We start from the raw sequence: 14,199 nt of genomic DNA on the forward strand, positions 1-14,199 counted from the left end.
CCTTTTGCTTACTTTTCGGCGTCTGGAAAAGTGAGTCGCTGTAAGAGCGAAACCGTCAGCGGCAGCACCCGAAGCAACGGATATACACCCAAAACCCAAGAACCTGGTCGGCCCACAGGCCGCCAAGGCCAAAACGATCAAACCACATCAACCCCAACGTGAATCGCATCATGCCGCCAAAACTCCAGATCACAATCAATCAACCGCTCATGCTGATCATAATTAACCCGAGCAATCCGCAACCCCGGACTCCCCACCGACACCCTTAAAGCCGCCGCCGCATCCACCGACAGTGACGTAGGCACAATCTCGAACCGCACCCGCCCATAGTGCAAATCGTAATGCCGCGCATACAACTCGGTCATCGACTGATTCAAATCAAACTCAAGAATCCCCGGAAAAAACTGCGGATTCAAATAGTGCTCCACATACAACACCAACCGCCCATCAATACGCCGCGACCGGCAAATCTGAATCACGCTCGACAACGCCGGCAACTGCAACCACGCACACACCGCCGCCGACGCCGGCTGCAGGCGCGCCGAAATCACCTCGGTCGACGGCACCCGCCCCTGCGCACTGACCATCGCGTGAAAGTGACTGCGCTGCATCAGGTTGTAAGCCAGACGCGGCGGCGACACGAACCAGCCGCGCCGCTCCTCGCGATAAATCTGCCCCTGCGCCTCCAGTTGCAACAACGCCTCACGCACGGTAATCCGCGTCGTGCCGAACAACTCACTGAGCTTGCGCTCGGCCGGCAACTTGCTGCCCGCCGCCAACAACCCGTGATCGAGCTGCTCCTGCAACACCTGGCCAATCGCTGTCACCGCTTTTGTTGCCTCATCGCGCATCAACGTTACCTATCTGGACTAGACCAGCACTGTTTCGGGGCAAAACCGTACGGCGATCAAGCCGTTTCCGTGTGTTGCAAGCCTAGGCAGTGCAGATGACCGAGAGATGACAAAACTACCGAACGGTCGTCCTCATGGCTTGCAATACATCGGCCAATTCCTTGCCCTGCGGGCCTTTGGGCATGGTCTACGCTTACTTGGCAGCCGCCGATACCGGGCAAATAAACGCCCCGCCACAGGGCCGCCGACATCAAAGTGTCATCCAGTCCGCATAAATTGGCTCAGGTATTGCTGACCTAGACCAACACACACCGCAATCGCAGCGTTGAACACGACCAAGGAGCTTCGGAATGAAACAGCTTTTCCTGGCAACACTGTTAGGCTCGACCATTGCAATGTGCACCTCCGCCATGGCGGCCGGCACCGACCTGAAAACCCTCGAAGCCGCTGCGAAAGCGGAAGGCGCCGTCAACAGCGTCGGCATGCCCGATGATTGGGCCAACTGGAAAGGCACCTGGGAAGACCTGGCCAAGACCTACGGCCTCAAGCACATCGACACCGACATGAGCTCGGCTCAGGAAATCGCCAAGTTCGCCGCCGAGAAAGACAACGCCACCGCCGACATCGGCGACGTCGGTGCGGCCTTCGGCCCGATCGCGGTCAAGCAAGGCGTAGTGCAACCGTACAAGCCAAGCACCTGGGATCAAGTCCCGGACTGGGCCAAGGACAAGGATGGCAACTGGGCACTGGCCTACACCGGCACCATCGCGTTCATCGTCAACAAGAAGCTGCTGCACGGCTCCGAAGTGCCCACCAAATGGGCTGACCTCAAGGGCGGCAAATACAAGGTATCCATCGGTGACGTGAGCACCGCTGCACAAGCTGCCAACGGCGTTCTGGCTGCGGCACTGGCCAACGGTGGCGACGAGAAAAACATCAAGCCTGCGCTGCTGCTGTTCGCCGACATCGCCAAACAAGGTCGCCTGTCGATGGCCAACCCGACCATCGCCACCATGGAAAAAGGCGAGATCGAAGTCGGCGTGGTCTGGGACTTCAACGGCCTCAGCTACAAAGCCAAGATGGCCAACCCGGATGACTACGTGGTGCTGATTCCGTCCGATGGTTCGGTGATTTCCGGCTACACCACCATCATCAACAAATACGCGAAAAACCCTAACGCCGCCAAGCTGACCCGCGAATACATCTTCAGCGACGCCGGCCAGACCAACCTCGCTCGCGGCAATGCGCGTCCGATCCGCGCCGAACACCTGCAACTGCCGGAAGACGTGAAGGCCAAGCTGCTGCCAAACGAGCAGTACAAAAAGGTCACCCCGATCAAAGACGCCGATGCGTGGGAGAAGACTTCCAAAGCACTGCCACAGGCGTGGAACGAAGAAGTCATTGTAGAGATGAAATAAAACGGCTGATCACTACTGTGTGATCTGTTGAAGATCCAAATGTGGGAGCGAGCCTGCTCGCGAAGGCGTCGTGTCAGTCGACATCAATGTTGAATGATCTGCCGCATTCGCGAGCAGGCTCGCTCCCACAGGTGATTCTGGCTGAATCTGAATTTTTTGTTTCGCGGAGTTTTTGCCCCTATGAAGCACAACGTCATCCTTGTCGTGCTCGACGGCCTCAACTACGAGGTCGCGCGTCACGCCATGGGGCATCTGCAGGCTTATGTTGGCGCAGGACGCGCCGCGCTCTACCAGTTGGAGTGCGAACTGCCGGCCCTGTCCCGACCGCTTTATGAATGCATCCTCACCGGCGTGCCGCCGATCGACAGCGGCATCGTCCACAACAACGTCTCGCGCCTGTCCAACCAGCGCAGCATTTATCACTACGCCCGCGATGCCGGTTTGAAAACCGCCGCCGCGGCATATCACTGGGTCAGCGAGTTGTACAACCGCTCACCGTTCGTGGCCGCCCGCGACCGCCACACCGACAACCTGTCACTGCCGATCCAGCACGGGCATTTTTACTGGAGCGATCACTACCCGGATTCGCACCTGTTCGCCGACGCCGAAAACCTGCGTCTGCGCCACGATCCGAACTTCCTGCTGATCCACCCGATGAACATCGACGACGCCGGACACAAGCACGGCCTCGACTCTTCGCAATACCGCAACAGCGCGCGCTTCGCCGACATCATCCTCGCCGACTATCTGCAGAGCTGGCTCGACGCTGGCTATCAGGTATTGGTGACCGCCGACCACGGCATGAACAACGATCGCTCGCACAATGGCCTGCTGCCGGAAGAACGCCAGGTGCCGCTGTTTGTCCTCGGCGACGCGTTCAGCCTCAACGCCGATGCCGCACCGAAGCAGACCGAAATCTGCGGCACTGTCTGCGAACTACTCGGCGTGCCCCACGACAAACCTGTGTGCCGGGAGTTGCTCAAGTGAACTCAATGACTCGCGGCAAATGGCTTGCGGCGCTGTGCCTGGTGCCCTTCGCGCTGTTCTTTATCGTCTTCGAGATCGCCCCGCTGGTCTGGGTGATGATCAACAGTCTGCAATCGGAAGAGTCCGGCTGGGGTTTCGCCAATTTCAGCAAGATCTTCAGTTCGAAGTTTTATTTACAGGCCATCCAGTACAGCCTCGAGATCAGCTTCTGGTCGAGCGTGTTCGGCATCATCATCGCCGTGCTCGGTGCGTACTCCCTGCGCCGGGTCGATTCGAAACTGCGCAACTTTGTGAACGCCTTCGCCAACATGACCAGCAACTTTGCCGGTGTGCCTTTGGCGTTCGCGTTCATCATCCTGCTCGGTTTCAACGGCAGCATCACCATCATGCTCAAGCAGTCGGGGATCATTCAGGACTTCAATCTGTACTCGAAAACCGGGCTGATCATCCTTTACACCTATTTCCAGATTCCTCTTGGCGTGCTGCTGCTCTACCCGGCCTTCGACGCCTTGCGTGAAGACTGGCGCGAGTCGGCCGCACTGCTCGGCGCCAACGGTTGGCAGTTCTGGCGACATATCGGTTTGCCGGTGCTGACCCCGGCGCTGCTCGGTACGTTCGTGATCCTGCTGGCCAACGCCCTCGGTGCCTACGCCACGGTGTATGCGCTGACGACGGGCAACTTCAACGTCCTGCCGATCCGTATCGCAGCGATGGTCTCCGGCGATATTTCCCTCGATCCGAATCTGGCCAGCGCCCTGGCCGTGGTGCTGGTGGCGCTGATGACCATCGTCACCGTCGTGCATCAACTGCTGTTGAAGAGGAGCTACCATGTCTCGCGCTGAATCCGGCCCGGCCGGCCTCTACCACCGCGTCGTGGTCTACCTGCTGTTCGCCATCCTCTTGCTGCCGTTGGCGGGGACACTGGTCTATTCGATCGCCAGCAGTTGGTCGGCGACCATCCTGCCCAGTGGTTTCACCTTCAAGTGGTACATCCAGTTGTGGAGCGATCCGCGCTTTCTTCACGCCTTCGGCCAATCGTTGTTGGTGTGTGTCGGCGCGCTGGTGCTGTCGGTGGTGCTGATTTTGCCGCTGCTGTTTGTGGTGCATTACCACTTTCCAAAACTCGATGCGCTGATGAACATCCTGATCCTGCTGCCTTTTGCGGTGCCGCCGGTGGTGTCATCGGTGGGCCTGTTGCAACTCTACGGTTCCGGGCCGATGGCGATGGTTGGCACGCCGTGGATTCTGATCGGTTGCTACTTCACCGTGGCGCTGCCGTTCATGTACCGGGCGATCACCAACAACCTGCAAGCGATCAACCTGCGAGACCTGATGGACGCTGCGCAACTGCTCGGCGCCAGCACCTTTCAGGCAGCGTTTCTGGTGGTGCTGCCGAACCTGCGCAAAGGCCTGATGGTCGCGTTGCTGCTGTCGTTCTCGTTCCTGTTCGGTGAGTTCGTCTTCGCCAATATTCTGGTCGGCACGCGTTACGAAACCTTGCAGGTTTATCTGAACAACATGCGCAACAGCAGCGGCCACTTCACCAGCGCGCTGGTTATTTCGTATTTCTTTTTCGTGCTGGTCCTGACCTGGATCGCCAACATCTTGAACAAGGACAAAAGCGAATGAGCTATGTCAGCGTCCAACACCTGCAGAAAAGTTACGCCGGCACCACCGTGTTCAGCGACATTGACTGCGAGATCAACAAGGGCGAGTTCGTCACCCTGCTCGGCCCCTCCGGCTGCGGCAAGTCGACCCTGCTGCGTTGCATTGCCGGTCTGACGCCGGTCGATGGCGGCAAGATTCTGCTGGATGGCGTCGATATCGTGCCGTTGAGCCCGCAGAAACGCGGGATTGGCATGGTGTTTCAGAGTTATGCGCTGTTCCCCAATATGACCGTCGAGCAAAACGTCGCCTTCGGTTTGCGCATGCAGAAGGTCAATGCCGACGACAGCCATAAACGCGTTTCCGAGGTGTTGAAACTTGTTGAACTGAACGACTTCGCCAGCCGCTATCCGCATCAACTGTCCGGTGGCCAATGTCAGCGCGTGGCCCTCGCCCGTTCGCTGGTCACCCGTCCGCGTTTGTTGCTGCTGGATGAGCCGCTGTCGGCACTCGATGCACGAATTCGTAAACACCTGCGTGAACAGATCCGCCAGATCCAGCGCGAACTTGGCCTGACGACGATCTTCGTCACCCACGATCAGGAAGAAGCCCTGACCATGTCTGACCGGATTTTCCTGATGAATCAGGGAAAAATCGTACAAAGCGGCGACGCCGAAACCTTGTACACCGCGCCGGTCGATGTGTTCGCCGCCGGCTTCATCGGCAATTACAACCTGCTCGATGCCGACGACGCGTCGAAGCTGTTGCAACGCCCGATCAACCATCGTGTCGCCATTCGCCCGGAAGCCATCGAGCTGAGCCTGGAAGGCGAACTCGACGCGCAGATCCGCAGCCACAGCCTGCTCGGCAACGTGATCCGCTATCGCATCGAAGCGCGCGGCGTGGAACTGGTGGTGGATGTGCTCAACCGCTCGGCCGCCGATCTGCATCCCGACGGTCAGCGACTGGCACTTTCCATCGATCCAACGGCCCTGTGTGAAGTCGCTTAAAAGCAGCTGCAAGCTTCGAGCTACAAGCTTCAAGTTGTAGACTGCGGCGTAACTGATTTCAATTCTTGCAGCTCGACGCTTGTAGCTCGCAGCTGTTCTCGGAGAGAACCGATGGCTTTGGCAATTTTTGATCTGGACGAAACCTTGATCCACGGCGACTGCGCCACCCTCTGGAGCGAGCAGATGGGGCGCCTGGGCTGGGTCGATCCCGAGTCGTTCATGCGCAAGAACAACGAACTGATGGACGCCTACAGCCATGGCAAATTGCGCATGGAAGACTACATGGAGTTCAGCCTTGAACCGCTGATCGGCCGCACGCCGGAAGAAGTCGAACATTTGGTCGGTCCGTGGGTGGAAGATTTCATTGAACCGATCATCTTCAGCGACGCGACCAAAACCATCGCTGCCCACCGCAAGGCAGGCGACCGGATTCTAGTGATCTCGGCGTCGGGCACGCACCTGGTCAAACCGATTGCCGATCGACTGGGCATTGATGAAGTTCTCGGTATCGAACTGGAAGTCGCCCATGGTGTGTACAGCGGCCACACCGTTGGCACCCTGACCTACCGCGAAGGCAAGATCACCCGCTTGCTGGAATGGCTGGATGCCGAAGAGGAGAACCTTGAGGGCGCGAGTTTCTATTCCGACTCGCGCAATGATTTGCCGTTGTTGCTGAAAGTGGATTTTCCGCACGTGGTCAACCCGGACCCGGTGCTGCTTGAGCACGCCGAAAAATCCGGCTGGCCGATCCACCTCTGGAAATGACAAAGATTTAATCTGCAATTGCAGACAGGCTGACATCCCAAACCTGAGTTCACCTCGAGGTGTCAGGTCGATGTAGCTCGACAGAACAACCCGGTCAGTCCCCTCTCCCTATGGGAGAGGGTTAGGGTGAGGGGCTTTTTTTCGGTTCTTAACTCAGACTGTCGTCAATCACCAACACCAGTTTGCCCGCCACCGTATTACTCGCCAACTCCGCAAACGCCGCCTCGGCATCCTTCACCGCAAACACCTTGGCCAACTGCGGGCTCAACCTCCCCTCAGCAAACAGCGGCCACACCTGCTGGCCCAGATCACTCAACAGATCGGCCTTGAACTGATCGTCACGACTGCGCAACGTCGAGCCCAGCAGTTGCACACGCTTGGCCAAGACCTGCGCCAGATCCAGCTTCGCCTCACGGCCGCCCATCAAACCGATCAAAACCCAGCGCCCGTCCAGCGCCATCAGCTTCAGGTTCAGCGCCGAATAATTGCCGCCGACCGGGTCAAGAATCACATTGAACGGCCCGAAATCACGCAGGCTGTCCAGATCATCGGTGCGCACCACCCCGCCCTGCGCACCCAGCGCCTCGCAATAAGCCAAACGCTCGGCCGAACCGACGCTGACCCAGCACGGATTGCCGAACGCCTTGCACAACTGAATGGCGGCTGAACCGATTCCACTTGCGCCAGCATGCAGGAGAACTTTCTCACCCGGTTTGAGCGCCGCAAGTTGAAACACATTCAGCCAGACTGTTGCGTAAACCTCGGGCAATGCAGCGGCCTCGATCAGCGAGACACCTTCGGGAACCGGTAGCACGTGCCGCCCGTCGACGACCACCTCTTCGGCCATGCCACCCCCGGCCAGCAAGGCGCAAACCCGATCGCCGACCTGCCAGGCACTGCCCGCGCCGACCTCGCTGATCACCCCGGAGCACTCAAGACCGAGCACTTGGCTGGCCCCTGGCGGTGGCGGATAAAGCCCTGCTTTCTGTAATAAATCGGCGCGATTGAGGCCGGCTGCCGCCACTCGAATGCGTACTTGTCCTACATCGCACGTAGGACTCGGCTCTTCAACCCATGCCACTTGACCGTCAACGCCTTGCAATGCCTTCACAGTGCCTCCATAGTGAGTCTGGACTGAGCCCGAAGCTGTAGCGCCGGGCTTTTTGCATTATGCGACCGGCTCTTGTAGAACCGGCGACTTCAAAGACGGCCTAATATGCGTTATCAATTGTCCCCGCGTCGAATCAGCATGAAGCATTTGCTCCCCAGCACCGCCCTCGCTCTTTTCATCGGTATCGGTTTGTTGCCGGTGTCGGGCAATACATTCGCAGCCAACAGCTGGGACAAATTGCAGCCTGATCGCGATGAAGTCATCGCCAGCCTGAACGTCGTCGAGTTGCTCAAGCGTCACCACTACAGCAAGCCGCCGCTTGACGATGCGCGCTCGGTGATCATCTACGACAGCTACCTCAAGCTGCTGGATCCGTCGCGCAGCTACTTCATGGCCAGCGACATCACCGAATTCGACAAGTGGAAGACCCAGTTCGACGACTTCCTCAAAAGCGGCGACCTCAACGCCGGGTTCACCATCTACAAGCGCTATCTGGACCGCGTCAAGTCGCGTCTGGACTTCGCCCTTGCCGAGCTGAACAAAGGCGTCGACAAGATGGACTTCACCACCAAGGAAACCTTGCTGATCGATCGCAAGGACGCCCCTTGGCTCAAATCCACCGCTGAACTCGACGACCTGTGGCGCAAACGCGTCAAGGACGAAGTGCTGCGGATGAAGATCGCCGGCAAAGAGCCGAAGCAGATCCAGGAAACCCTGACCAAGCGCTACAAGAACCAGTTGGCGCGCCTGGACCAGACCCGTCCGGAAGACATCTTCCAGGCGTACATCAACACCTTCGCCATGTCGTACGATCCGCACACCAACTATCTGTCGCCGGATAACGCGGAAAACTTCGACATCAACATGAGCCTGTCCCTTGAGGGCATCGGTGCCGTGTTGCAGAGCGACAACGACCAGGTGAAAGTCGTGCGTCTGGTGCCGGCAGGCCCGGCCGACAAGACCAAGCAGGTCGCCCCGGCCGACAAGATCATCGGCGTTGCCCAAGGCAACAAAGAGATGGTCGACGTGGTCGGCTGGCGTCTGGACGAAGTGGTCAAGCTGATCCGCGGTCCGAAGGGCACCGTGGTGCGTCTGGAAGTGATTCCGGCCAGCAATGCGCCGAACGACCAGACCACCAAGATCGTGCCGATCACCCGTGAAGCGGTGAAGCTCGAAGACCAGGCCGTGAAGAAGTCCATCCTCAACCTGAAACAGGACGGCAAGGACTACAAGCTCGGCGTGATCGAGATTCCAGCCTTCTACCTCGACTTCAAGGCGTTCCGTGCCGGTGATCCGGACTACAAGAGCACCACCCGCGATGTCAAGAAGCTGCTCACCGAGCTGCAGAAAGACAAAGTCGACGGTGTGGTCATCGACCTGCGCAACAATGGCGGCGGTTCCCTGCAGGAAGCTACCGAGCTGACCAGCCTGTTCATCGACAAGGGCCCGACCGTACTCGTGCGTAATGCCGATGGCCGTGTCGACGTACTCGAAGATGAAAACCCGGGCGCGTTCTACAAGGGCCCGATGGCGTTGCTGGTCAACCGCTTGTCCGCTTCGGCTTCGGAGATTTTCGCCGGCGCCATGCAGGACTACCACCGCGCGCTGATCATCGGTGGCCAGACCTTCGGTAAAGGCACTGTGCAGACCATTCAGCCGCTGAACCATGGCGAACTGAAACTGACGCTGGCCAAGTTCTACCGGGTTTCCGGTCAGAGCACCCAGCATCAGGGCGTGTTGCCGGACATCGACTACCCGTCGCTGATCGACACCAAGGAAATCGGCGAGAGCGCCCTGCCGGAAGCCATGCCGTGGGACACCATCCGCGCGGCAATCAAACCGGCGGCCGATCCGTTCAAGCCTTACCTGGCGCAGCTCAAGTCCGAACATGACACCCGCACCGCCAAGGATGCCGAGTTTGTGTTCATCCGTGACAAGCTGGCCCTGGCGCAGAAGTTGATGGAAGAAAAAACCGTCAGCCTCAACGAAGCCGAACGCCGTGCCCAGCACAACGACATCGACGCCAAGCAACTGACGATGGAAAACATCCGTCGCAAAGCCAAAGGCGAAGAGCCGCTCAAAGAGCTGAAGAAAGAAGACGAAGACGCCCTTGCTGCCGCTGACCCAGACAAGGTCAAACCGGAAGACGATGCCTACCTGAGCGAAACCGGGCGCGTGCTGCTGGATTACCTGAAGCTGAGCAATCAGGTGGCCAAGAAGTAAGGTGATGGCAATTTAATGCTGACGATCCCCGGATCGTCATCAAACAGTCATCATTCTGTCGTGCAATAAAGGACTGGGAGCCACTCTCTTCATCGAGAGCGCTCCCAGTCCTTTTTTTATCGCCAGAGATTGCCATGACCACGACCGAACAGCTGAGTGCCTTGAGCTCGATCCTGACTCAAAGCGGTTTACACAGCCTGTTCCAACCGATCATCTCTCTCTCCGAACGCCGCATTCTCGGCTACGAAGCCCTTACGCGCGGCCCTTCCAACAGCCCTCTTCACTCGCCGATCGCGCTGTTCGCCGTGGCGCGCCAGGCCGGGCGTTTGAGCGAACTGGAAATCGCCTGTCGGCAAAGCGCTTGCCGTCGCTTCAACGAGCAGCAACTGCCGGGCAAACTGTTTCTCAACGTCTCGCCGGAATCCTTGCTTGAAGCCGCGCACCAACCGGGGCGCACGTTGCAGTTGCTGCAAGATTTCGGCATACCGCCGAGTCAGGTGGTCATCGAGCTGACCGAACAGACACCCATCGACGATTTTCAGTTGCTGCAAACGGCCCTGCATCACTATCGCGCGATGGGCTTTTCCATTGCGCTGGATGATCTCGGTGCCGGCTACTCAAGCCTGCGCCTGTGGTCGGAACTGCGCCCGGATTACGTGAAGATCGATCGGCACTTTATCGATGGTATTCATCAGGACGCGTTGAAGCGCGAGTTCGTCGGCTCGATCCTGCAAATCGCCAAAGCCTCACGCGCACAAGTCATTGCCGAAGGCATCGAGTTGCCGGAAGAACTCGCAGTGCTGACTGAAATGGGCGTTGATCTGGTGCAGGGCTACCTGCTCGGCCGCCCCCAAGAACACCCACCGCGCGATGCCCGCGCCTTGATGCCCAAACACGACAGCAGCAGCGTTGCGCTGAACGACGAAGGCAGCGACCTCAGCGCCCTGCTCAACGACCAACCGGCCGTGCATCGCGATACACCAACCGCCACCGTACTGGAAGCCTTCCGCCGCCAGGCGAATCTCAACTCCCTGGCGGTACTCGACGAACAAGGCCAACCCTGCGGCATCGTCCATCGTCATTCTCTATCGGATGCCCTGCTAAAACCGTTCGCCACCGACCTGTTCGCGCGCAAACCGATCAGCCGCCTGATGAACGACGATTTCCTCGCCGTGGAAATGAGCCAGTCGCTGCAACAGGTCAGCCGCCTCATCACCAGCCGCGCCCGCCAGCGCATCGAAGAAGACTTCATCATCACCCTCAACGGCAGCTACCTGGGTCTTGGCCGGGTGATCGACGTGCTTAAACTGATCACCGAGCTGAAAATTCAACAGGCTCGTTATGCCAACCCGCTGACCTTGCTGCCCGGCAACGTGCCGATTCAGCAATGCCTGACGCGGTTGCTGCAGCAGGGACGCGAGTCAGTTATTTGCTACGTCGACATCGATAGCTTTAAACCCTTCAATGACATCTATGGCTACGGACGGGGTGATGAAGTTCTGCTGTGTCTGGCGCAATGCCTCAACGAGCGGGTAGACCCGAGCCGCGACTTCGTTGGCCATATCGGCGGTGACGACTTCCTCCTGGTCCTTGGCCCGGAAGATTGGCGCAAACGACTCAATCAGCTGCTTGATGACTTCCAGAGCCAGTGCCGACGTTTCTACCGTCCTGAACACCTTGAGGCGGGATGTTTTATTGCACCGAATCGCCAAGGGGTGCGGCAGGAGTTTCCGTTGTTGTCGCTTTCCATTGGCGTGGTGCATTTGCACCCCGAAGCGTGCGCACACCTTGATGCCAGTCAACTTGCGGAGATGGCTTCGCAGGCGAAGCATCATGCGAAGAATGTTCCGGGGTATAGCGTTCATTTATTGGATAGCCTTACAACCTCTGTACTCCACCAGCCACAGCTAGCGGGTCAACGCTGATCCCTCAAACGACACACTTCCCTGTGGGAGCGGGCTTGCCCGCGAAGGCGTCAGTACAGTCACTCTAAGTTCTGCTTCTAATGCCGGCTACCACGTTGAGCAGTCTTCCTGACTGGCCAAGTATAAATCATCAGTCCAGACTTCGGACAGGATAGAGTATATGTGCTCAAAAAAACTCTTTGGATCTTTCATCTCGTTCCAACCAAATGGGAGCAATGAATGAGAAAACGGATCATGTTTAAAGACTTTAGCAAGATCACTTATTTCGCCATCCAAAGCCTCACCCAATACGAAAAACAAGACAAACTTGTGCCGATAAGTCAAACCAGAAAATCTTTTCACAACAAACTTAGTTATTAGACCCACTCTATCCAAAGGACACTCAGGGTCGTACTCCGTCAACTCCGAACCCAGCGTCTCCTCGCGATCGTATATATCGAACCCTCCTAGAAAGTGCTTCAACTGGGGATTATATGGAACATCAAGATAGGGATGCATCAACATCAAAAGCTCTCCACCGGATACAGTGCGTAGGGTTGTAACGTTTCAAAATCAAACTTCATTTCAAACGCATTCATTTTAGGCATGAATCTAGGCTCTGTCGGTGCAGAAGGATTAGGCTCATATCCTTCACCCACACCTTCCGCGGGCATCCGCACGACCAAATTCCCCATGCTGTCTTCACCCGTAAAGCGCGGCATGTTTCTGATATCCCTTGTCAGCGCTTCATTATATGCATTCATTTGCGCCCGATTACTAATAAACCTAGAGCTAGGAACGCCTCTGAATGTATCTCTTCCAATGTCACTTTTTTTATCGGTTGCATGATGACCATCAAGACCGAAACTTTTTCCTTCATCACTATCGACTTTACTCACAACCTTCCTCTTCCGTACCAAAGCAACATTCAGCTCACAGTAAACCGACCATTACATAAGCAGTATTTCCAACAACCTAAGCTTAATGCTTAATCACTAACAAACCAAAAGCTCGATTTATTTTCGCAACACTCAAGAAGTCATCCAACTCAAATAAAACTGCCGTTGCTCATCGGGATCGTTTGACAAGTCTTTTTCCTCATAATCAAAGATGAATACGAGATCATCTATCGACGGTTCTTTGCCTATCACCAACTCGTATGCTTTCAGCCCGAGAGACATCTGCGAGGCCATGCTTGATGGATGAACATTAGTCTTCGCCCCCTTACAATAAAAAACTAAATCATCATTATCTTTTCTTAATGCCGCAAAACACCTATAAAAATCACTTCCGAAATACGTCTTCGTTGGCCCACCACCAAGCTCGATTGTTATAGATATAGCTACACAGTCACAAGCAAGATCAATCTTCTTCTTATTGCCATCAACCTCAACATCAACTGTAAATATTTTTCTCATTTGTTTATTTTCCTGTGCGGATTAGGAATTGAGTAACCAAACTCTCTGCCGTCATCAACAATGAGTGTAGCACCAAGAATATCTTCCCTTTTGATCTGACCAGGGATGGCAATTTCCTGTTCCTTACTAAATCTATAGGATGCACCTAACTCTTTTTTCAAGTCATGGCCTGGGATCATTTTCAGTGTGTAGAGAAATCCAGGACGTGTGAAATAGCTGGTAGCGAATGCCTTCCCCATCTCTCTTGAAAGAGAGGTGCTAATAAAATTACTTGGAGGAAAGTCACTATCAATTGAGTGAAGAAATAGGTCGTTGCTATTTCCTTTGCTTTTAAAGCCGTTCTCGAAGACTTCTGATGGATCTGTTCCAGACCCACGGTACAAGTAAGTTTGTTGCGGTACAGAGCGGGAAGAGTCTTCCTCTCCACCCTTTATTTTTTTGGTCGGATCGATTGACTCGAGTGTAGGTTTCTTGCAGCCATCGCCACCCGGACATCCATTCAACCCCAACGGATCCACCCACCCCGTCGGACTCGGCACGTACTGGTACTGATTCAGCCCACCGGCCAACTTGATCGGATCCGGTGTCAGATACCGCCCCAGCCGCGGGTCGTAATACCGATGCCGGTTGTAATGCAGGCCGCTTTCCGCATCGAAATACTGCCCCTGAAAACGCAGTGGCTGGTTCAGGTAGTCTTCGCCGGCCAGGGTCAGCGCGGCGACTTTGCCGTAGGCGTCGTATTGCGCGGACCAGACGATGTCGCCGCTGTAGTCGGTGAGTTCCTGCGGGGTGCCGAGATGGTCGAGTTGGTAGTAGAACGGGCAGGCTTTTTTCGGGCCTTTGCCGTCGAGTAGCGCGAGCGGGCGGAAGGTGCCGGGTTCGTAGACGTAGCTGCGGTATTCGCTTT

The 14,199-nt window shown here is 56.6% G+C and carries 14 protein-coding genes; 8 read left to right on the plus strand and 6 right to left on the minus strand.

Annotated features, from left to right (window positions below; genetic code table 11):
* Positions 1 to 137 precede the first annotated feature (137 nt).
* Positions 138 to 851, minus strand: a complete 714-nt coding sequence (locus tag ACWR1S_RS29855) for a UTRA domain-containing protein (RefSeq protein WP_007916338.1) — start codon at positions 849 to 851, stop codon at positions 138 to 140.
* Between the two features lie 350 nt (positions 852 to 1,201).
* On the opposite strand from ACWR1S_RS29855, the gene ACWR1S_RS29860 reads away from it, so the two are divergent.
* The 6 genes from ACWR1S_RS29860 (at position 1,202) to ACWR1S_RS29885 (ending at position 6,636) form a co-directional block, all read left to right on the plus strand.
* The gene (locus ACWR1S_RS29860) at positions 1,202 to 2,269 is read left to right on the plus strand and encodes an ABC transporter substrate-binding protein (protein ID WP_093441622.1); all 1,068 of its coding nucleotides are present in this window, start codon (positions 1,202 to 1,204) and stop codon (positions 2,267 to 2,269) included.
* Between the two features lie 180 nt (positions 2,270 to 2,449).
* Entirely contained in the window at positions 2,450 to 3,256 is an 807-nt protein-coding gene (locus ACWR1S_RS29865; RefSeq protein WP_449123254.1) for an alkaline phosphatase family protein, read from the plus strand.
* A gap of 5 nt (positions 3,257 to 3,261) precedes the next feature.
* Positions 3,262 to 4,098 carry an ABC transporter permease gene (locus ACWR1S_RS29870; protein WP_454566023.1) on the plus strand — a complete coding sequence of 279 codons (837 nt, stop codon included), beginning with the start codon at positions 3,262 to 3,264 and terminating at the stop codon, positions 4,096 to 4,098.
* Entirely contained in the window at positions 4,085 to 4,885 is an 801-nt protein-coding gene (locus ACWR1S_RS29875) for an ABC transporter permease (protein ID WP_034156555.1), read from the plus strand. The genes ACWR1S_RS29870 and ACWR1S_RS29875 overlap by 14 nt, the downstream gene beginning before the upstream one ends.
* On the plus strand, positions 4,882 to 5,871 hold the full coding sequence (locus ACWR1S_RS29880) for an ABC transporter ATP-binding protein (protein WP_454566014.1): 990 nt from the start codon (positions 4,882 to 4,884) through the stop codon (positions 5,869 to 5,871). The genes ACWR1S_RS29875 and ACWR1S_RS29880 overlap by 4 nt, the downstream gene beginning before the upstream one ends.
* A 111-nt stretch (positions 5,872 to 5,982) precedes the next feature.
* Positions 5,983 to 6,636 carry an HAD family hydrolase gene (locus tag ACWR1S_RS29885; RefSeq protein ID WP_454566015.1) on the plus strand — a complete coding sequence of 218 codons (654 nt, stop codon included), beginning with the start codon at positions 5,983 to 5,985 and terminating at the stop codon, positions 6,634 to 6,636.
* A 148-nt stretch (positions 6,637 to 6,784) separates the two neighbouring features.
* Here the strand turns inward: ACWR1S_RS29885 and ACWR1S_RS29890 are convergent, their stop codons facing one another.
* Positions 6,785 to 7,747, minus strand: coding sequence for a zinc-binding dehydrogenase (locus tag ACWR1S_RS29890; RefSeq protein ID WP_454566016.1), 963 nt, complete (start codon positions 7,745 to 7,747; stop codon positions 6,785 to 6,787).
* Between the two features lie 138 nt (positions 7,748 to 7,885).
* On the opposite strand from ACWR1S_RS29890, the gene ACWR1S_RS29895 reads away from it, so the two are divergent.
* Both ACWR1S_RS29895 and ACWR1S_RS29900 read left to right on the plus strand, forming a co-directional pair.
* Complete coding sequence (locus tag ACWR1S_RS29895) at positions 7,886 to 9,970, plus strand: carboxy terminal-processing peptidase (protein WP_454566017.1); 2,085 nt, start codon at positions 7,886 to 7,888, stop codon at positions 9,968 to 9,970.
* 134 nt (positions 9,971 to 10,104) lie between these two features.
* Positions 10,105 to 11,895, plus strand: a complete 1,791-nt coding sequence (locus ACWR1S_RS29900; RefSeq protein WP_454566018.1) for a bifunctional diguanylate cyclase/phosphodiesterase — start codon at positions 10,105 to 10,107, stop codon at positions 11,893 to 11,895.
* Positions 11,896 to 11,982: 87 nt separating this feature from the next.
* Here ACWR1S_RS29900 and ACWR1S_RS29905 read toward each other — a convergent pair whose 3' ends face one another.
* The 4 genes from ACWR1S_RS29905 to ACWR1S_RS29920 form a co-directional block, all read right to left on the minus strand.
* Complete coding sequence (locus ACWR1S_RS29905) at positions 11,983 to 12,399, minus strand: hypothetical protein (RefSeq protein WP_454566019.1); 417 nt, start codon at positions 12,397 to 12,399, stop codon at positions 11,983 to 11,985.
* Positions 12,399 to 12,773: a hypothetical protein gene (locus ACWR1S_RS29910; RefSeq protein ID WP_454566020.1), complete on the minus strand. Its 375-nt coding sequence runs from the start codon at positions 12,771 to 12,773 to the stop codon at positions 12,399 to 12,401. The genes ACWR1S_RS29905 and ACWR1S_RS29910 overlap by 1 nt, the downstream gene beginning before the upstream one ends.
* 132 nt (positions 12,774 to 12,905) lie before the next feature.
* On the minus strand, positions 12,906 to 13,292 hold the full coding sequence (locus tag ACWR1S_RS29915; RefSeq protein WP_454566021.1) for a hypothetical protein: 387 nt from the start codon (positions 13,290 to 13,292) through the stop codon (positions 12,906 to 12,908).
* Positions 13,289 to 14,199, minus strand: a 911-nt coding sequence (locus ACWR1S_RS29920; RefSeq protein WP_454566022.1) for an RHS repeat-associated core domain-containing protein, incomplete at its 5' end; no start/stop codon positions are given. The genes ACWR1S_RS29920 and ACWR1S_RS29915, both read right to left, overlap by 4 nt.

The sequence above is a fragment of the Pseudomonas sp. AIG genome (genome assembly GCF_977020205.1).